Source organism: Flavobacterium sp. Root420, assembly GCF_001427905.1.
Lineage (GTDB): Bacteria > Bacteroidota > Bacteroidia > Flavobacteriales > Flavobacteriaceae > Flavobacterium.
Genome location: NZ_LMEF01000029.1, coordinates 458,892 through 479,915, shown reverse-complemented (window position 1 = coordinate 479,915; position 21,024 = coordinate 458,892). Strand labels below are relative to the sequence as shown.

12 protein-coding genes are annotated in these 21,024 nt (G+C 36.5%); all 12 read right to left on the bottom strand.

Translation table 11 applies throughout. The features are described 5' to 3' along the window. Positions 1-89 precede the first annotated feature (89 nt). The 12 genes from ASC72_RS16415 to ASC72_RS16360 all read right to left on the bottom strand — a co-directional run bounded on the left by ASC72_RS16415 (position 90) and on the right by ASC72_RS16360 (position 21,015). Positions 90-1,418 (bottom strand): glycoside hydrolase family 28 protein, encoded by a 1,329-nt coding sequence (locus tag ASC72_RS16415; RefSeq protein WP_056192986.1) that lies wholly within the window; start codon positions 1,416-1,418, stop codon positions 90-92. A gap of 22 nt (positions 1,419-1,440) precedes the next feature. Beyond that, positions 1,441-2,874, bottom strand: a complete 1,434-nt coding sequence (locus ASC72_RS16410; protein WP_056192983.1) for a family 43 glycosylhydrolase — start codon at positions 2,872-2,874, stop codon at positions 1,441-1,443. A 30-nt stretch (positions 2,875-2,904) separates the two neighbouring features. Continuing rightward, positions 2,905-4,245: a hypothetical protein gene (locus tag ASC72_RS16405; protein ID WP_056192980.1), complete on the bottom strand. Its 1,341-nt coding sequence runs from the start codon at positions 4,243-4,245 to the stop codon at positions 2,905-2,907. A gap of 265 nt (positions 4,246-4,510) precedes the next feature. Further along, entirely contained in the window at positions 4,511-5,863 is a 1,353-nt protein-coding gene (locus ASC72_RS16400; protein WP_056192977.1) for a glycoside hydrolase family 105 protein, read from the bottom strand. A gap of 33 nt (positions 5,864-5,896) precedes the next feature. Beyond that, a complete protein-coding gene (locus ASC72_RS16395; protein ID WP_056192973.1) occupies positions 5,897-7,183 on the bottom strand; it encodes a DUF4861 family protein in 1,287 nt (428 codons plus the stop codon). A gap of 122 nt (positions 7,184-7,305) precedes the next feature. Then, the gene (rhaM, locus tag ASC72_RS16390; protein WP_056192969.1) at positions 7,306-7,635 is read right to left on the bottom strand and encodes an L-rhamnose mutarotase; all 330 of its coding nucleotides are present in this window, start codon (positions 7,633-7,635) and stop codon (positions 7,306-7,308) included. A 26-nt stretch (positions 7,636-7,661) separates the two neighbouring features. Further along, on the bottom strand, positions 7,662-8,732 hold the full coding sequence (locus ASC72_RS16385) for a glycoside hydrolase family protein (protein ID WP_056192966.1): 1,071 nt from the start codon (positions 8,730-8,732) through the stop codon (positions 7,662-7,664). A 1-nt stretch (position 8,733) separates the two neighbouring features. Continuing rightward, on the bottom strand, positions 8,734-10,266 hold the full coding sequence (locus ASC72_RS16380; protein WP_056192964.1) for a sialate O-acetylesterase: 1,533 nt from the start codon (positions 10,264-10,266) through the stop codon (positions 8,734-8,736). A gap of 524 nt (positions 10,267-10,790) precedes the next feature. Further along, complete coding sequence (locus tag ASC72_RS16375; protein ID WP_056192961.1) at positions 10,791-12,734, bottom strand: RagB/SusD family nutrient uptake outer membrane protein; 1,944 nt, start codon at positions 12,732-12,734, stop codon at positions 10,791-10,793. A 22-nt stretch (positions 12,735-12,756) separates the two neighbouring features. Beyond that, a complete protein-coding gene (locus ASC72_RS16370; RefSeq protein ID WP_056192956.1) occupies positions 12,757-15,876 on the bottom strand; it encodes a TonB-dependent receptor in 3,120 nt (1,039 codons plus the stop codon). Positions 15,877-16,326: 450 nt separating this feature from the next. Next, entirely contained in the window at positions 16,327-17,865 is a 1,539-nt protein-coding gene (locus ASC72_RS16365) for a RagB/SusD family nutrient uptake outer membrane protein (RefSeq protein ID WP_056192953.1), read from the bottom strand. Positions 17,866-17,871: 6 nt separating this feature from the next. Then, entirely contained in the window at positions 17,872-21,015 is a 3,144-nt protein-coding gene (locus ASC72_RS16360; protein ID WP_056192950.1) for a TonB-dependent receptor, read from the bottom strand. Positions 21,016-21,024 lie beyond the last annotated feature (9 nt).

Sequence of the window (21,024 nt, the reverse complement as noted above, 5' to 3'; positions counted from 1 at the left end):
TATTCAAGCTTTGTGGTTATTTTGTGTAGACGCACTGCTGCGTCTCTACAGAAAACCTTCCCTCTGAACCTTTGAGCCTTTGAACCTCTTTAATCAACAAGCACTTTATTCACATAAACATTTTTAAAAATCACTCCGCTTATCAGTCTTTTATTAATCTCCGTTTTAGTGGATTCTATGTTTAAATTTTCGAAAGTGAAATTGGATAGACGCACATTTGGATCATTTTCAACTCCGTAAAAAGTGTCGCACTTTAATTCTATATTTTTTAAAGTCACATTATCTCCATACGAAAGCGGGATATCAGGACGACCTTTTAAGTCGAAAAACTGTTTCCATGCGAAAACTGCCAAACCCGTTTTGGCTGAACCTTTGATGTCTTCTACTCTAATGTATTCATATCTTTGAGGCGTATCCGGACGCATTTTTAGCCATAATAATCTGGATGCACCATCGATTTTGCAATTACGCATAATTACGTTTCTGTTGTGAATCGATTCACTTCCATTGGTTAAGGACGAATGACAGAATCCGAAATTACAGTCTTCAATAATGATATTTGAATTTGGTCCATTGTTTTTATCCTGATCTGCGTAAGGCCCTTTTCCGCCCTTTAAAGCAATCGCATCATCGTTAACTGACAAGAAACAACCCTTCACTAAAAAGTTACTGCAAATATCAATATCGATAGCATCTGTACTTGGTGCTTTGTCTTTAAGATGTGGTGAAAAAATATACAAATCCAGCATTTTTACATTATTACATTTGTAGAAATGATTGGTCCAAAAACCAGAATTAATCAGTTTTACATCTTGTAATTGTACATTGTTTGAATTCCATATAAAAACCAATCTCGGTCTGGAAACTTCAAGATTGGTACATTTTGGATTCTCTTTACGGCGCGCCCAGAAAGCATCCCAATACTTTTTTCCGTTTCCGTTGATGGTTCCTTTTCCCGAAATCGAAAAATGATCAACTCCGTAAGCGTTTACCAATGCAGGAAAATAATCCAGATTCTGGCCTTCCATCCTCGATGGCATAATTGGATAATTGGCAATATCATCAGAACCTTTTAGAACTCCACCTTCACTAACGTATAAAGCTGTTTTAGGTTTGAAGAATAAAGCTCCACTCAGGTAAACTCCCTTGGGAATTACAATTACGCCTCCACCATTTGCAGCGGCTTTATCAATTACTTTTTGAATGGCAAGAGTTTGAATTTTGGTGCTGTCTTTACCAACTCCAAAATCGGTTATCGTGTATTTTTTACCTAAATCTTTTAATTGCAATTTGGTATAATCTTTAAACCAGGGCGTGATTTCACTTCCGTCAGGAAATTTATCATTGGCATATTTTTGCGAGAATGAGGCCTGAGAAATTCCCAGAACACATAAGGCTAAAGTGAAAAAATTTTTCATTGTCGTTGTTTTTATTTAATATCTATTTTTTTATTTTTATCTGATTTACAGAAACATAATATCCTGTACTTCCATAATGCGATTTTCTTTTATCGGACCAATTTGGCCTTTCTCCGGTTACAGAAACGGTCATTCTATATTTTCCTTTCTTCAAAATTGGAGAAACAAACACTTGCGATTGCATCGAAAATTTACTGTACATATCAATAATCGTCTTTAGAATTTCTTTTCCTTTTTCATCTGTTAAAACCACTTTGGCATAACCATTCTCAGAACCAACTAAACTGCTAAATGCGGTTTGTCGACCGTTAAATTGAATCGAAAACGAAGCCTCTTTTTCCTCCGATTTACTTTCTGAAACTTCATTATTTAAATGTTTCCAACTTCCATTATACTGAATTTGCTTATCGGTATTTTTGATAATTACATCTCTAATTTCCGTTTTAGAAACAATTCCTGATGAAATATCAATTTGCCAGGCTTCCTGATAATTTGGAATAGAAATTGAAGTTCCCGAAATCACAAGCGGCTGCCAAACATAAGTCGCCGAAGAAGCCTGTTTAGGAAACGACCAGCGATCGCCCATAAACATAAAAGTGGTTTCTTTTGTTCCTGTAATTGGGAGTACAAAAGTGGATTGTGAATTCCACGTCAAAGTATTTGCAGGAGCAATTAATCCTTGAGAAATCCATGGTCCTTTTAGTGAATTTGAGGTGTAATAATAATTGTCATTTTTCTCCCAACTTGTTAAATGCGAACCAATAAAATAATAAGTATCGTCTTTTCTAAACAATGTAGGCGATTCAAATCCTGTGGTGATATTCTCGTTTACTTTCTCTGTAACCGATTTATAATCATCACTTAATTTATAAATTTCACCGCCATGAACCAAAATATAACCAGAACCATCGTGGTCCTGAAAAGTTCCCATATCCCATTTTTTAATTGGTTTTCCTTCAAATAAAACGGGGCCTTTAAATTCATACGGGCCTTCTATTTCTTTGGAAACGGCATAGCCAACGAACTGATCTTTATAGGTTAAGCTATCAACGTGCATATACATAACATATTCATTGGTTTTAAGACATTTCATTACTTTGACCCTTTCTCCCACTCTATTAGTACCTAGTTTTCCAGATTCTTGCACCGGAAGTGCGATGTTTTCAAAATTCCAATTGTATAAATCTTTTGAAGAGTAACAATTAAATCCGACAAATGCATTACTGTCATTAATATGTGCTTCTCCGAAAAGATAAAATCTATCTTTTTCTTTAATGATGTTGGCACCATGAGCGCTTACAATATTTCCGTTTTGGTCAAACCAGGGAACACCAGAATAAATGGCGTCCATTTTTCCCGGCTGTTGCGCAAATGCAAAAACCGAATTCAGCAAAAGAATAATAAATTTTACTTCTTTTTTCAAACCTCTTAAATTGGAACCATTTTTAATCACCATTTCACTCTCTTTCTTCTATTCTCTTTCTTTCTATTTACGTTTCAGCCATTCTTTTGGAACGTTCACAATACAGATATTCATCGTTTTATTATCTGCAGAAAGCATTGCGGACTGAATTTGGATTTTAGTTCCATCCCTGTTAAAAGTGGGGTGAATATGATCTGCAGCCGTTTCTTTATGGCCCGTAGTCAGCATTATCATTTCGTTTGTTTTTCTGTCGATTAAATAAAGACTTCTTGAAAAATCATCTCCAACAGCCCATCTTCCATCTGCCGAACCATGAACATGCCATAAACCACTGCCGCTTTTAGTCTGTCCGGCAATAATCATTTCGCGGGTTCTTAAATTTACAATGGCCAAACCGGTTGGTTTTTCGCGTGTTCCTGAATTTCCCCAATTGCTTTCCTGACCCGGATTTTGAGGATTTCGAACTTCTGTACTTGTAGTAACTTCCACCGGAGCTTCTTTTTGAATATCTATTTTTCGATGTCCCATAATTGCCAAGGCAACCTCATTTTTCGAAATAACCGCTTCGTGCGTTACCCATTCAAAATCTGATTCGGGGTACAATGGCCTCAAACCTGTTCCATCGGCCATAACCGTCCATGTTCTTTGAGGAGATTTCCCCCCGGTTTCCCAACAAAAAACCAATTCTCCCGGATTCCAAATATTCGACTGAATATGTCCAACCTGAAATGGAACAGAAATTACATGTTTGAATTCGCCTGTTTTTATATTCATGCTGCCAATTCCACCCGGACCTGCACCCATATTTCTTGGGCCAAAATTTTTTTCAATTTTTATATTTGGATCTAAATGTCTTGCTGCTTCTTCTTTTCCAATTCTAAAGTAAACCCTATCTTCATCAGCATCCAAAGCCATATCGCCGGAAGCTCCCATTTCTGGATTTGTAATGCCGCAAACACGTTCATAAGCCGAAACCGGTTTCATTTTTCCAGCCTGACTGTCTTTAAAAACGGCATCCAAACTGACTTCCATAATTTGCATTTTATCGCTATCTGTTTTGCGCATAAAATACAATTTCATCGATTTTTGAGCCATACACAATGTTCCGTTATAGCCGCCTTGGGTAACCTGAACCATTATACCTGATTTTTCGTTTACCGCCATGGCTTCATCATTGGCTCTTTTGCTCCTAAAAATAAGCCATTCACCGTCTGATGTCCATTGCGGATGCGTTGGATAGGTTTTGGAATCACCGGCAGATTTTGTTGTCAAAAAGATTAAATCAACACCGGTCACAGGATCTTTGATGATCTTTTTTTCTGATGGAAAGCGGGTTCCTATCTGGCTAAAAGATGCTGTGGTGAATAGCAGGAAAAGTATATTTAGGAATGTTTTTAATTTCATAAGTTTTTGTTTGATTTTCTTTGTCGGTTAATCGCGCAAAGGCGCAGAGGCGCAAAGTTTTTTTACTGTAATTTACTTTGGCTACTAAGGCACAAAGGGTAAAGCTCTTACTTTGAAAAATTTGGCTAAAGCCGCTTAGTTGAACTTAATTTTATCCCCAGCTAAAGCTGGAGGCTATTCAATTTAAAACTTTGCGGCTCTGCGCCTTTTGCGATTAATTCGCACAGTGTATAAACTTCTAACACTTAACTTTTAACTTCCCACATTATTTATGCAAATTATTTTTCCCTTCTATTTTTAATTGAATGGAGCTATCATTTATTTGGAACTGACTATCATTCAACATCAAAATCACTTCGGCTCCTGCTAATAAAACAGGGCCGTAACCGTGGGCTGCGAAAACATTTACAGGACGATAATAATAAAATGAAGGATCAAAACCCATTCCGGTTCCAACGCAGGTTCCTTCTACCTGACCTTTATCGTTTACTTTTGTCGCTACGGCATTCCACGCCAATAATACAGCCGGAGCATACGTCATTTTATCAACGTAACCTCGATTAATAGCTCTGGCAATCGAATAGGCATAAATGGCTGTTGCCGATGTTTCTAAATACGAATCATTTCGATCCAGTAATTGATGCCAAAAACCCGTTCCGTCCTGATATTGTACCAATCCTGCAATATGTTTTTGCAATTGCGCCAAAACCTGAGGATATCCCGGATGATTTTTTGGTAAAACTTCTAATAATTCAACCATAGTCATAACCGCCCAACCATTGGCTCTCGCCCAATGAAACTGCGGATGTACTGTCATCGACTCTACCCAGCCGTGCATGTAAATACCTTTTTGTTCGTTAAACATTCTTTTAGAGAACTGATTCACTTGTTTTACAGCATCATCAAAATATTTTACATCGCCTGTGTAACTTCCCATTTGAGCTAGCGCCGGTACACTCATAAACATATCATCCAACCAAAGTGTGTTGTCCTGAGGTCTGTTTCTGGCTAAGGTTCCATCTTTTAATCGAAACTGTTTATTGCTGATAAAGTCAATATAATTATTTATCAAAGGATCAGCATTTGCTTTTAAACCTTCTTTTTTGGCTTTAATGAATGCTGCACAAAGTGCTCCTGCAAAATCTAATGCTTCGGGATGAAGCGTCTTGAGCATGTCTTTGTCTTTGATATTTTTTTCATCGTAATTGGCTGCGATATCCGCAATCAATTGTATTCTTTTATTGGAATAATCCGCAAAGTATTTTTCGCCTGTGGCTTTAGAAGCCAAAAGCATTCCGGCATACGTCACACCCCATTCGTAACTGGTTAATCGAAAAGCACCTGGTTCAAAAATGATATCCTGATTGCCTTTTTTATAATCCGTAATGGCAACTTTAGTATTAGCATCTACAATTTTAGAAGCTGAATTTTTATCCAAAAAATTATAGACTCTATCTAGTACAACTTTTATATTTTCTTTTTGCGGAATAACATATGGCGTTGGATAATCGGGCTGCATTAAGTGCAATGGCGCTGTTGCATCAGTTTTTTGAGCGTTTATGGCAGTGCAAACTCCAAACGCAAATAAGGTTATAATTTTGGTCGATTTATAGTTCATGGCTAGTGTTAGTTTAGTTTAAATGAGACTGTTTTATTTTCCTGTTTCAACATTTATTTTGGCAGACAGTTGTTTGGCCAAAGTGGTTACATAATTGCTGAAATAAGTAGCATCTTTAAAGTTTGGATCGGCGCTCAATTCCCAACCCGCTATCACATAATAGCTGATTTCCTTATTGTTTTCTACCGATAACTTTGCCAGATAAGAATCTGTTAATTGTCCGGTTTTAGGAGCTTCGATATAGCCTTTGTATGATTTCTTCGGAACCAGAATTGCCGTTCCTAAAATCCATGTGCGTTCGTAGGTTAAATAATCATGCTCAATCAGGCATACCCAATCTGCGGCTTCAACCACTTTCAACGGGTTTTTATTGTTCAGGTTTGAAATTGCTGCCAGAAAAATTTCTTTTCCTTTAAGACCGTCAATTTTAACGGTATTTTTATAACCGTACATTCCCGGCCAGATTGAAGTGGTTTCCTGAACCTGATATTTATTTCCTGAAGCTTCCCAATTTTGATATTTATAACTTAAAACCGAATTAACCGGGCCTTCACTTACAATTTTAAAAGTAGTTTTTTCGATGTTATTTAAAGTGTCATTCGTCAAAATTCCAAGTCGGTTGATTTTATCGTTGATCAATAGAGCGTAACCTCCTAAACCGGCTGAACTTCCTACGGGAAAAATATCTCTTCCCCAATCGTACATTACGTGATAATTGTCTTCAACGGCGCCTTTGCTGTTTATACCAACATTTTCAGGCGTAATTGCAGGCAATTTCTTTCCGAACACATCTTTTGAATTCCTTCCATCCAGATAATGCCTGAATCCTACTTTATCATTCTCCCAGGTAGGACCGTCTGTTTGGTATTTTTGGAAACCTAACTTTTTGTGTACCTGATTGGCCATCAAAACTTCTTCGGTTGCGGGCTGAACCGGCAGGTCTTTAGCTTCTCTTTTTCCGAAACGAACACTTGTTTTAATTGGAAATTTAGGGTCAATTGCAGACCATTTTAACTCCACAATCTTTTTTTCATTTGCAGCAAAATCAGTTACCAAAAAAAGTTCATCCCATTTTCCGTCTCCATCCAAATCATTTAACTGGGCTGGAATCGTATCTTTTTTATGAATTAAAATTGGATAAACTTTGGAACCCTCTTTTACTAAAAACCTATTTCTTTTTATTGCAATCGCTTTTTGAGGCACTGCTAATTCAGAGGTATTTGTTAAGGTAATTTTAGTTCCCGTCGTTTTTTGTTGTGCTTTACAACATGACAAAATCAGAAAACCTAATGTGATTGATAGATAGAATTGTGTTTTCATGTTTTATACTTTTTTTGATCTTTACTCTGTGCTTAATTTTTTCTCACGCAGATTTGGCAGATAACGCAGATTATTAATTCACTGCTTAAAACTATTGCTTTTGCTAAAAAATATATAATCTTTTAATCCAAATGAAAAACTTCTTTTAAGGGAACTGTAACTGGCGAATTATTAGGGTATGTTTCCATTATATCAGCCATATAAGACCACCATTTTTTTACAACTGGATGATTGGGCAGCAGCTTTTCATCAAAATTGGGGCTAATTTTTTGAACTGCAAAAAGGGTTAAACTTTCTTCATCCAAAAAAATACTATAATCCTGAATTCCGGCTTCTGAAAGTAATAATTGCAATTCAGGCCAGATTTCATCGTGTCTCTTTTTATATTCCACTTCAAAACCAGGTTTTAATTGCATTTTGAAAGCATTTCTGATAGTTTGGTTCTTTTTCATTTTTTGGGGTTAAAAATTAATTTTAATTAAACTATTTTAAAAATAAATCCGGAAGAGGTTTCATATTTCCCTCCTTGTGAAGCCATAAATAAATAAGTTGCTTTTCCGTTTTGAAATAATAATTGCGGACGTTCTCCACGACCGTATCTATTTAAATGTTTAGGTGCTTCGGGTTGTTTTATATATTTGTTTAAAGGCTGATATGAAATCAAAGGGTCGCTCCAGTGAATACCATCATCAGAATCCATATACAAACCATTGTCCATTCCGAAAACGCCCATATCGCGAGCTAACATCTTGAATTTTTTATTTTCAAACCAAACAAAAGCGTCTTCGCACTGCTTGTTATCACCCAGGTTAGAAAAATCAATTACCGGATTATTTTTGTATTTTTCATAAGGACCGTGAAGTGATTTTGAAATGGCCAATCCGTATTTTCTGTTTCCTTTAATAGGGAATTTTGGATGCTCATAATTCTCGGTATCCAACGATTTATAATATAACCAATACTCTCCATTTGGATGTTTAAGAAAAGAAGGATTTGTGGTTAAAAGATCATCCCATTCTCCTTTTTCTCCCGGAAGCAATAAAGGTTTATCAGGTCTTTCCCATGGTCCATAAAGCGAATCTGCGGTGGCTAACCCTACACGTTTGGTATTCATTTTTCCATTTGAATTTCCCATAAAAAACAGTGCATATTTTCCGTCTACAAAATGAATGCTGGGATTATGACAGGTTGTGGCATCCCAGAAACCTTCACCGCGAGGTGCCAAAATAGTACTTACATATTCGTATGGCCCTTCCGGTTTATCTGCAACGGCATGGGCAATTTCAGAACTGCTGATCCAGCCACTCATGCCTTTTGCTTTTGGCCATCTCGAAAAGAACACATGAATTTTACCATCCGGACCTTCAATGGGACTGTTGCACCAAACATAATAATCTTCAAACTCGAGTGCGCGACCAACTGGCTGTAGTCTTTTCTCGAAATCTGAAAGTTTCGGATCGTCCATAAAATCATTTGCCACAACCGGAAACGGAAGGCAAAGCGCCATAACAGCCAGAGAATTTCCTATTATAAATTTTCTTCGATTCATTTTATTTCTTTTGAACTCCCACTTCCCAATCGTCTGTTCTGAAAGGTGATGCGGGTAAATTTTCGGTATTGAACAAATTGGGCTCCGGAACTGCTTTCCAGGCAAAACGAACTGCTGTTGGATTTTTTACCTTTGATGAAGAAACCACAATCGTTTTTCCTTCAATTCTTGCTTCTGCAGGATAGAAAACCTGATCGTCTCCGGCAATTTCAAATTCTTTTAAATCTTCTGATGGCTTTTTAAAACCCGAATCAACAGCATCAAAAAACAACTGAATTTTATCTTTTTTGATTTTCAAATGATTGTACATTGGGCCAGAATACACCAATTTATTCTCTCCGTAAGTTTTGGCCCTGGCAATTAAAGCCAATCGATAACCAACAGTTTGTTTGTCTATAGGATGAATATTGGTTGCATTTCCAACATCGGTAGTAACAACCATTCCGGTATTTGATATTGTTTTTGAAGCAATTAATTGTGCTTCTCTAATATCCGGATTCTGTCCTTTATGGGGCGCAATCTGAACATAATAAAAAGGGAAATCTCCCTGTTTCCAGTCCTCTCGCCAACTTTTTACCATAGCCGGAAATAAGCTTCTGTATAAAAATGCTTTTTCTGCATTGCTTTCGCCCTGATACCAGATTACGCCTTTGATGGTATAATTTACCAAAGGATGCAGCATTGCATTATAAAGTACGTAAGATGTTTTGTTTTCTTCTTTTTTAGGCTTTTTTAGCTGACTTTTAAAACCTTCAATATTGTTTGCCAATCGTTCTTTTTTCAAATCGCCATAATAGGTTTCTAATTTTTCCTGAAACAGTTTTTCATTTTTTGCATCTTGTTCCAGAATTGGCAAAAACTCTGTGTTCCCTTCTAAAACCGTTTGAGAAGTCCAGGCCTCGGCTTTAGTCCCTCCCCATGAAGAAGAAATTAATCCGATTGGTGCTTTCAATTTTTGATACAAATCCCTTCCAAAAAAATAAGCCACTGCCGAAAATGTTTTTATGCTAGAAGGCGAACATGCTGCCCAGCTTCCGGTCACATCTTCTAATGGTTTTTGAGAAGCTTTTGTCGATACTGTAAACAATCTGATGGATGGAAAATTGGCATTCTGAATCTCTTCTTCATAATTTTTCACCCCTGTTTTCCAGGTTCCTTCTTCCTTCCCAACAGGGAAATACATGTTAGATTGACCCGAACAAATCCAGACTTCGCCAATCAGAATGTTTTTCAGCATAATTTTATTGGAAGCTTCAATTGTAATATCGTATGGTTTTTCACTTCCAACCGGTGTATTTACAGCAGTTTTCCAATTTCCATTTAAATCTGCTATAATTTCTACGGGAGTATTTTGCCAGCCCAACTGAATGTTTACTTTTTCATTTGGAGAAGCCCATCCCCATAAATTTACTTTTGAATTTTGTTGTAAAACCATATTATCGCCAACCAAAGCAGGCAACTTTACCTGAGCGTTGAGCGTCAGCTTAAATCCTAAAACAATGAATAATAAAGAAAGCTTTTTCAAATAAATCATCCCTAATGTAATTTTAATACTAAAGCTTTAAAGATAAGTTAGTAAATCGATACCGGTATCCTGTTCTACCCTGCAAATGGGAAAGAATTAATCATCTATTTTTGAGTTTTTAAACTATACTTTTGTGATGAAATTTGCATTATACACAGCCAAGGTTTCAACCTTGGGAGAGCTGGTGAAGATTTGAATATACGTCATTAATTTATGTCAATCTACATTTCCCACGGTTAAAACCGTGGGAAATGATTGAACTATGATAAAGCAAAGAGATGTTGAGTTTTTCATCTTTTGATTAACCAATAAAAACAAAAAAGGCAGTAACTGAGTTACTGCCTTTTGTAAAATTAAAACCACTTAATTTTACCAATTACCACTTAAATTCCAAACCATTCTTATTGAAAAATTTAGTAATCAAATCTACTTATTAAATAACTGATAACTATCCTGTTCTACCCTGCCTTGATCTAAAAAAAACCGTCTCAAAACTGAGACGGTCTTCAACAACAAAAATATAAAATAGTATACTAATAACCAGGGTTTTGCATAGTTGCTTTTTCTTCAGCAGTCAATGGTTTTCCGTTTGCATAAACAGCATCAAGGAAAGTTTGAGGGATAGGACGCAAATTATGGAATTCCTGAATATTTGCAGCCGCTTCAATGTTATAGGCTTTTGCTCTTGCAACCAAAGTTTTAGTTCTGCTCAAATCTCCCCAACGGTGAAATTCTCCGCAAAGTTCTCTGGTGCGCTCGTTTAATATCAAACATAACATTCTGTCGTAATCACTACCGTATCCCAGTTTTGCAATTACTGCCATATCTTCTGCCGGTAAAGCATTTACACTTGCGATTGTTAAACTTGTTGCTGTTGTTGCAACTGCGATATTATTAGATTCGTAATAAGAGTTTTCAGGAATATAAGAAATCGGGATTCCAGCCTGCCCCGTAACTGTCCAGGCTGCTGAACCATCGACATAAGCAGCACGATTTTCTCCAGATTTGTAGGCTGCACGAGTACGAACTGTATTGATATACGGCAGGGCATCAGCAAATGATGCGGATCCTAATTTTGCCAGACGCACCTTTGCTTCCGCAGCCATTAAATAGGTTTCTGCAGAACGTGCCAAAATAATGTCACGAGATCCTTTAATATTACTTAAATCTATCCTGTTTCCATCCATGTATTTACTTAAAGACGGGAATCTAACATCTGCCATTAAGCCTACTTTATCTGCTGCGTAAGCAACATAAGCGCTTGGAATTGTTTTTCCGGTTTTTGGATAAATGATAACATCAGTGTTTTTAGTTTTGGCAAAACGTGTATCAGCAGGTGTGTTTACAATGTACATAATTCCTAAATCGCCATTTTTATAAACAGCTCCTGATTGGTTATTCACGATACTTTTTGTTTGAAAACTTTTCCAGAAACGAGAATCGTTTACATGATCAAAAGTGTCATATACAAAATAAGTGGGTGCCAAACGGCTAAATGGTCTGCCTCCTGCCAGGTTACGTTTCATTTGTGGCAACTGATCATAAGTAGAAAGGAAGTATAAGTGCTGTTGATTTCCTCCCGTAGTTAATGTACTTGCATTAAACTGAGCAGATAAAATTAACTCTGGAAGTTTTTCGTTTGCACCATCTGCGATGGTATAATTCCATAAATTATCATAATTTGCAGCTAACGGATGATGCGAAATCACTTCATCTGATAAGGCAACTACTTGTTGCAAATCTGCCGCTTTTGTAGTTCCGTTCCAGCTGTCATTAATTTCACTGGCACGAATTAAATAGGCTTTTGCCAAATAATGTGCTGCAGCATCTTTAGTAATTTTAGCAGGAGCTCCGGCATTACCCAATAAAGCATAAGCCTGTTTAAAATCTTCGATTACTTGTCCCAACACTTCCTGAGGCGCAGCTCTGGTAAATTCCAACTGAACAGTAGAACTGGTCTTCAATTGCAAAGGAACTGCCCCGTATTGACTTACTAATTTCAAATAATTGAAAGCTCTAAAAAAGTATCCTTCTCCTAATGCTGTTTTCTTGATCGCATCGTTTGAAGAAACAATATCTGTAGCAGCTTCGATTAATTGATTGGCATTCCCAATTCCAATATATAAATTGTCCCAATTGGTATTTGCAGCAACAGTATTCGCATTTGACACCGTTACAAAAGCCTTGAAACCTGAAGAATAGGAATTCCAGATCCAGTTTGAAGGATCTCCTCCGGCGTGAAATTCATCTGTACCGGATTCTGTTGCCGAAAGCGGAACTTCGCCTTGAAATTCTGCAGCAAAAACCTGATAATAGGTACCATTGGCTAAGGCCTGAATACCTGCTTCGGTTTTATAATATTCTTTACTATAAGCTGTGGTCAGCTCTTCATCAAGAAAATCTTTATTGCAAGAGCTTGTCAGAGTCAATGCTGCAACAAGCATTAAATTGATATATAGTTTTTTATAATTTTTCATAATGATCTTTTTTAAAATTAATTTAGAATTCTACATTTAACCCTAAAGTCATACCTCTGTTTGACGCTGTTGTCTGTGTATCCAAATCAGTCCATTTTACTTTTGTGAAAATCATACCTGGATTTGTTGCCTGACAGTATAATCTCAATTTAGAAAGTCCTAGTTTTTGCACTAAATCTCTATCGAAATGATATGCTAGGGAAACATTTCTCATTTTTAAGAAAGAGCCACTACGATATCCTAATATTGGATAATATGGATCTCCTGTACCGGCAGAATAAATTGGTTTTTGATATTCGGCATCGGTATTATTATCTGTATAATAATCAATTGATCTCTGGCTTCCTTTTGCTCCTTCGTTTTCTCCTGAAGTATCATAATAATACCCCATACGACCATAGATAAAGAACGATAATTCTACATTTTTATAAGTAAAGGTATTGGTTAATCCCATAATGTATTTTGGATCTTTAGAACCTATAATCACACGGTCATTATTAGCATCAATTTTATAATCCCCATTTTGGTCTACTGGTCTTGCATTACCAAAAGTAAATATAGTCGAACCTGCAGCAGCATTGAATTTTGCCATCTCGGCAGCATCTTCAGGTTTCCAGATTCCGTTTGATTCGAAACCGTAAATTACATTTTGAGAATTCCCAATAAATAAATTGTTAGTGATATCATTAAATTTTCCATTTTGCAGCGATACAATTTTACTTTGTTGGTATGAACCATTAAAAGTAGAAGTCCACTCAAAATCTTTTACTGTTACGTTTACTGTATTCAGGGTCAGTTCCACTCCGCTTCCTTCAGTTTCACCAACGTTTTGATACGAATCTTTAGCACCATTTACTGTTGGAATCCCTCTTTTAAACAATAAATTAGTTGTTTTACTTGTATAATAATCTAACGCACCTGCTATTCTGCTGTTAAAGAGTGAGAAATCGATCCCATAATTAAACTGTGCTGTTTCTTCCCAACCCAAATCTAAATTCCCTAATGATGTATTGTTAACAACACCTGAGCCGTTTGGATAAACTATCCCTGTCAATGGAGGTTGGGTACCGTAAGCAGCAATTGCAGAATTTCCGGTAACACCATAACCAACTCTCATTTTCAATTGGTTAATCCAGGATACATCCTCAAGAAACTTTTCTTTATTTAAAACCCACGCTCCGGAAGCACTTGGAAAAAACGCTTCTTTATGCCCTGGTGCTAATTGAGAAGCCGAGTCACTACGAAACGATCCAGTGAACAAATACTTATCTGCAAAACTGTAATTTAACCTAGCCATATAAGAATATAAACCCGATTCTATTAAACCAGAAGAATAACCTGCAAGAGTTACATTAGAAGGAGTCAAAGCATTCCATTTGTTTCTTGGATCTTTTATATCATTGGCTGACATAGCACTTTGCTCATTATGATATTGTGTTTGACTCAATAACAAAGTCCCACCAACAGTATGATTACCAAAAGTTTTGTTATAAAAAAGCAAGTTGTCCAATGTATATGAGATGGTTTGTTCTTTAGTTAAAGAAGCAAAACTTGTTCCTGAGCGAATCGCTGATTTACCATCTAAAAAAACACCATCACGGTAAGAGGTAAGATCCGGACCAAAATTAACACGGTATTTTAAACCCTCAAGCTTAGAATTGAAACCACCTAAATCAAACTGTGCATATAAGCTACCAAAAGCACGCATTGTGACACGTTGATCCTGCGATAATTTATATTCATCAACAGGAGTCCTGATCGTAGAATCACCTCCGGGACTATCAATTCTGTTTCCGTTTAGGTCATAAGGAACTGCATAAGGGAGATTTGTACGCGCAGTAGCGTAAATTCCGGTAGAACTTGTAACCGCTGTTCTTCCTGTGTTTGATTGTCCGTATTCATTTATACCATAACTGGTATTAATGCTTACTCCCATCTGAAACCATTTTGTTGGTGTAATATCAACATTGGCCGTACCGCTATAACGCTTATAACTTTGCCCGAATAATGTTCCTGTATTGTTTAAATATCCAAAAGAACCATAAGCCTTCATTTTTTCAGTACCACCACTAACACCTAGCGTATGCTGTACTGTAATTCCGGTGCGGGTTACAAATTTGGTCCAGTCTGTAGTAGCTACCTTAGAACCATCCCAGGTTCCGCCTTCCCATCCTTTGGCAATGTTTGCCCATGCAGCCGGATCAGCAGAAGCCAGGAAAATTAATTTATCATTTTCTATATTTGGCGCATCTCCTTTTGGAAAAGCAGTTGGATTAGAATAATATCTTCCCCAACGACGAAAATCAATATATTCTCCAGCAGTCATCATTGGAGCATTTTCATGTATCTCTTCCGTTACAATAGAGGTATCATAATTTAATGTAAATCTCCCATTTTTTCCTTTTTTAGTTGAAATAATAACTACACCATTCGCCCCACGAGAACCATAAATCGCTGTTGCAGAGGCATCTTTTAATATATCAATTGATTCAATATCTGTAGGATTTAAAAAGTCGATTCCTCCTGAATTAGCATCAACACTATTTTTTCCTGTAGTTGCATCGGTATTAAGCCTTGTATTTAACGGAATACCATCTACTACGTAAAGTGGTTCATTGGAAGCCGAAATAGAACGAGCTCCACGAATGGTAATACTCGCAACAGTTCCCGGACGTTCGTTAGTGGTAACATCAACTCCGGCAGCCTTTCCTTGTACCGCCTGAACTGCATTAACAACAGGTCGCGAAGCAATTTCTTCAGCACCTACACTGACAATAGATCCGGTAAGATCTTTTTTCTTCTTTGTACCGTATCCTACAACAACAACTTCCTCAAGGGAATTGTCTTCTTCTTGTAATACGACATTAACAGTAGCCGCGCTTCCAACAGTGATTTCCTGTTTTTTAAAACCGATGAAAGTGTAAACCAGAACATTTCCGGGTGCCACACTGATGGAATAACTTCCATCCATATCTGTGCTGACTCCATTCTGACTTCCTTTAATGAGGACATTTGCACCTGGTACCGGCAGACCTGCACCGTCTTTAACAATACCTTTAACTACTTTATTCTGTGCGTAGCCCGATGCATGGAATAATGCAATCATTGCCATCAGCAACAGAACACTAAATTTGTTTTTCATAAAAGTTAAAATTTGGTTAATTAATTAGTTAACCAAATTTATCCAGAAGTTAATTCCGTACCGTCCTGTAGTATCCTGTAAAACAAATTAGTAGAACTCTAATTTATAGTATATTATCCATTTTAATTAAGTTTTTTTTAACCATAAAAACCTTCAATCCCTTGATTTTCAAAGAAGATTTAAACAAAAATCATAAAAATATAAATATCAAAATTAAATAATATATTTTTTTAACATACTGTAATTTTGTTCAAAAATTTCTATTGAATATAAAAAATACGACTAAAAACACTACATATTTAGCACCAAAACAATTTCAATTAAAAAACCTTAAAGTTGCTTATGTAAAACAAAAAGCCTTCTGTTTTTTCAACTAAATAAATCCAAAAAAAACCGCCTCAAAAAATGAAACGGTTTCTTTCTAAAACAAAAAAATAAAATACTTAGTTATTAATCGTATCCAGGATTTTGATCATAAAGTCCAGGCACAGCCAAAAGTTCCTGCAACGGAATAGGGTACAATAGCGAGTTATTGTCGATTACTCTAATTTTATTACCTGTATCCTCAATTATTCTCCATGCATTCATAATGGTCACCGCTTTTCCTGATCTGATTAAATCAAACCATCTTGTACCTTCTGAAAAGAATTCTTTTCTTCTTTCGTCAAACAATTGATCCAAAGTGATATTTACAGCATCTGCCGGTACACCCGCTCTGGTTCTAACCTGATTAACAATTGCATCTACATCTGCCTGAGTTCCACCACCGCCATGTAATGTACATTCTGCCATTAACATCAATACATCAGTGTAACGTGTTACCATAAAATCTACACCCCAGTCCTCACGACCGTTTCCGTATCTTGTCGGGTCTATATATTTTATGAAAACCGGCTCTGTATAACTTCCTTTGTAAGTTCCCGAAGCTACTGTATAACTTGTAGCAATACCCGCAATTTTTCTTTTATCAGTCGCCGCAAACATATTTAAAAACCCTTTCGAAATTGGTTTAGCTTCTAAGGATCCTTGCTGCCCTGCCGATGGATTTACTGAAGCAAAATAAGGCTCATATCCCAACTCAACCATAAAGTTTCCTCCAACCGGAGTTGAAATATTTTGTGTGTACGGAATAGTTAGTACATTCTCTTTGTTTGCAAGACCTTCTGTTTTAAAAATGGCTGCGTAATCTGCTCCAAAGGTATACAGTCCGCTTAATTTAATGTCATTTAGCTCTTTATAGGCTTTATCCCATTCGTTCAATCCAAGCATTGCACCATCAATTCCGTATTTTGGTGAGGAACGCGTCATGTAAACTAATCCTAGTAATGATTTTGCCCCATATTTTGTTACTCTTCCAAAATTAGCTGCATCATAAGTTGGACTAAGATCTGCAATAGCCAGATTTAAATCCGAAATAATTAAATCATAAATTTCAGTTACAGGAGTTCTGCCCACTTTAGAGGCCTCCTGAATCGTCATTGTTCTGTCAATTAAAGGCACTCTCCCAAACCATCTAATCAAATCAAAATAGCAAAACGCTCTTAAAAAACGAGCTTCAGCCACCATTGCTGTTTTATCAGCAGGATTTGTAAAGATTGCATCACCTTTTTCTGCAAGTTTTTCAAGTAACTGATTTGCCTTGTATATTGCATTGTAATTACTTGTATACGCTTCTTTTACATAAGTGTTAGAACTAATAGATGTATAAAAACTATTGATTCCCTCCCAATCTCTTGATGCTATTGTTGTTGCCAACAAGTTATCAGATCTTACTTCGCTCAGATTCAAAACCCTGTTTGCATAACCATAGGTTCCTGCTCCGTGAAAAGCTACTGAATAAGTGGCATTTCTCGCCTGGACAAAGTCACCCGGAGTAGCATAAAAATTCTCAATTGTCCCTTGCGATAACGGCAATTGATTCAACTCATCTGTACAAGATGTCAGCGCAAATAATACAGCGCCTGCCATTAAATAAATATATTTTTTCATTTTCTTTTAATTAAAATTAATGTTAAGCCCGATAACTAAAGATTTTGCCAAAGGCGCTCCACCGTAATCAACCGGTACAGCAAAATCAGAGTTTGAACTTCCTGAAGTATTTACCGCTTCAGGGTTAAAACCAACTTTGTATTTGTTCCAATAAAACCAGTTTTCACCTGTTACATATAGTCTTGCGTTATCAATTCTTTTAATCCCTTTTAATGCTTGTCTTAAATTATATCCAATAGAAATATTTCTAACGCTTATATAATCAGACTTATACAACCAGTCAGAGTTTGCCTGATAGCCAAAAGAAGTTCTCCAGTTTCCTCTAACTGCAGGGTCAACGTTTAGAGAATTCTCTACAGATCCCATTCCGGTACGGTCAATAGCACGTCCTGTTAATCCGTAAACTGTTCCTCCATTTTGTCCCTGAACTAAAATATTCAAATCAATGTCTTTGTATTTAAAAGTGTTCGTAATTCCCCATGTATATTTTGGAGTTGGATTTCCTAAATCTATACGGTCTTCTGAGTTAATTTTTTTATCTCCGTTTTGATCAACATATCTTGGATCTCCAAGCACCAATTTGTTCCCACCAATAGTGGTTCCGCCTGTATCTATATCCGCCTGACTAACTACTCCATCTTGTTTTAATCCAAAAATGGTATACATTGGTTTGCCAACTTCTAATTTTATAAAAGGAATTCCTCCATCAAAAGAATTACTAATTTCAATTTTGTTTTGACCCGGACCTAAAGCCACCACTTTATTTTCATTATGACTAATGTTTGCTGATGTTCTCCATTCAAAACTAGATGTTTTAACGTTTAGAGAGTTCATCTCAAATTCCCATCCCTGATTTTGTACTTCACCAATGTTGGTTTGAAATGTTTGAAAACCAGAAGAACTTGGAGTCGGAACTCTTAAAAGCAATTCGTTATTATTTTTTCTATAGACTTCAAATGTTCCGCTAAGTCTGTTTTTTATAAATGCGAAATCCAAACCAAAATCTATACTTTTTGATTCTTCCCAATGCAGATCTGAATTTGGAATCGAGGCTGCTCCCTGACCAGCTGCAGCTGCGCCACCAAGCGAATAATTAAATGTCCCAAGGGTTGCATACTGCGCATAACTTCCAATATTATTACTTCCATTTGTACCTGCACTGGCTCTTAACTTTAATTCACTTAGCCAGTCAACATTCTGTAAAAACGCTTCTTGTTTCACTCTCCATCCCAGAGAAAGAGATGAAAAAGTTCCCCATCTTCTCTCTGTACCAAATTTCGAAGAACCATCACGTCTTATACTTGCTGCCAGAATATATTTTTCTTTGAAATTGTACTGAAGACGAGTGAAATAAGAAAGTAATGTATTTTTTTCTGCAGTTGTTGAACCGATAGATCCCGCAGGCAATGTCTCTATAGTTGAGCTGTTATAAAGCGCTCCTGAAGACATTGTAGATTTTGTAATTTCATACTTATTAAAAGATTGCCCTAAAAGCACGTTAAAACTGTGGTCTCCAAAAGTTTTATCATAAGTAAGGGTGTTTTCATTAACTATATTTTGCCTTCTGTAGGTATTGTAAGCTCCTCTTATACTTGCAATTACATCATTTGGCGTATAGCTTTCATTCACATTATCTGAGTTATCAAAGTTAATGGTGCTTTTGAAAGTAAAACTTTTCGCAAATTGATAATTCGCATATCCAGAAATCAAAGTTCTATACATCGAGTTTCTACCCGTTCTGGCCAGTGCATTTAGCATATTGGTTGTACTTGATCCCCATGCATATCTTGTTGTATACTTTTCTCCTGCGGCATTTGAAGCACTTTCAAAAACCGGAGTTGCAGTAAGGGCTTTAAACAAAGTATTATCTTTTCCTTCAACTCCCGGATCATTTTTAATAGAATAAGATGGCGCTAAATTGATTCCCATCTTAAAACTTTCTGATAATTTAACATCAATATTTGCTCTCCCCGAAAAAAGAGTATAATCGGTACCAACAATGTATCCGGTATTTTTTTGATAGTTTGCAGAAACATAATAATTTACAGCATCTGTAGCACCAGAAGCAGTTAATTGATAATTACTAAACTCTCCGGTACGAAAAACTTTATCCTGCCAATCAATATAATCTAATCCCGGATGACCTGGAATATCCCATCTGTCATCATACAAATAGGTATAATATCTGCTATTACTTGGAATAAGAGGCGCTGTTGGATTTTTTAAATTATAAGCCGCAATTCTTTCAGCATTAGTCTGGCTGGCAGAAGCACCTGTAATTCCAGATCCAAGCCACTGTCCGTCAATCATTGTTTTTGCACGGTTAATCCATCCCTGAGCATCAAGCATATCAACTCTGTTTGCTTCTTTATTAACTCCTCCGTAAGTATTAAAAGTAAACTGTGGTTTTCCTTTTTTTCCTTTTTTTGTTGTGATGATAACCACACCGTTAGAAGCACGGGAACCATAAATTGCAGCTGCAGCAGCGTCTTTTAAAACTTCAACAGAAGCAACATCATTAGGGTTCATATTATCCAATGGACTTCCGTTTGAAAACCCTCCATTAGAATTTGATCCTTCGGTATAAATAGGAAATCCATCTACAACGTACAATGGCTCGTTTCCGGCAGTAATAGAACCTGAACCTCTAATTTCGATACTAAAAGGCTGTCCTGGTAAACCTGTCGTTTGCTTAACACGAACCCCTGCTACCTGTCCGATCAAACCCTGATCTATTCTTGAAATTGGCCTTTCTGTAAAATTCTCTGTTTTAATTCCAGATATGGCACCACTAGTTAATTTTTTCTTTTGGGTACCGTAGCCAATAACTACAACTTCATTTAAATTTGAACTTTCAGCATCTAAAGAAATATTGTAACTATTTGAAGCTCCAATTACTTGTTCTTTTTTGATAAATCCCACAAACGAAAAGGTCAAAGTTTCTCCAGGAGCTACAGAAATACTGTATTTTCCATCAAAATCGGTACTCGCTCCTCGATTTGTTCCCTTAACAATTACATTAACTCCCGGAATAGAGAGTTTGGACGGATCCGTAACTGTTCCTGTAACCGTTTTGTTTTGCGCATAGCCTGATGTATGCAAAAGCGCAAACAAGGCCATGATCAGCAAAAGATTAAATTTGTTTTTCATAAAAAGTTA

Excerpts from the sequence above, each read along its gene's own strand:
- ASC72_RS16375 (WP_056192961.1), bottom strand. The coding sequence starts at position 12,734 with ATGAAAAATTATAAAAAACTATATATCAATTTAATGCTTGTTGCAGCA.
- ASC72_RS16370 (WP_056192956.1), bottom strand. The coding sequence starts at position 15,876 with ATGAAAAACAAATTTAGTGTTCTGTTGCTGATGGCAATGATTGCATTA.
- ASC72_RS16415 (WP_056192986.1), bottom strand. The coding sequence starts at position 1,418 with ATGAAAAATTTTTTCACTTTAGCCTTATGTGTTCTGGGAATTTCTCAG.
- ASC72_RS16410 (WP_056192983.1), bottom strand. The coding sequence starts at position 2,874 with ATGGTGATTAAAAATGGTTCCAATTTAAGAGGTTTGAAAAAAGAAGTA.
- ASC72_RS16385 (WP_056192966.1), bottom strand. The coding sequence starts at position 8,732 with ATGAATCGAAGAAAATTTATAATAGGAAATTCTCTGGCTGTTATGGCG.
- ASC72_RS16395 (WP_056192973.1), bottom strand. The coding sequence starts at position 7,183 with ATGAAAACACAATTCTATCTATCAATCACATTAGGTTTTCTGATTTTG.
- ASC72_RS16365 (WP_056192953.1), bottom strand. The coding sequence starts at position 17,865 with ATGAAAAAATATATTTATTTAATGGCAGGCGCTGTATTATTTGCGCTG.
- ASC72_RS16380 (WP_056192964.1), bottom strand. The coding sequence starts at position 10,266 with ATGATTTATTTGAAAAAGCTTTCTTTATTATTCATTGTTTTAGGATTT.
- ASC72_RS16405 (WP_056192980.1), bottom strand. The coding sequence starts at position 4,245 with ATGAAATTAAAAACATTCCTAAATATACTTTTCCTGCTATTCACCACA.
- ASC72_RS16400 (WP_056192977.1), bottom strand. The coding sequence starts at position 5,863 with ATGAACTATAAATCGACCAAAATTATAACCTTATTTGCGTTTGGAGTT.
- ASC72_RS16360 (WP_056192950.1), bottom strand. The coding sequence starts at position 21,015 with ATGAAAAACAAATTTAATCTTTTGCTGATCATGGCCTTGTTTGCGCTT.
- rhaM (WP_056192969.1), bottom strand. The coding sequence starts at position 7,635 with ATGAAAAAGAACCAAACTATCAGAAATGCTTTCAAAATGCAATTAAAA.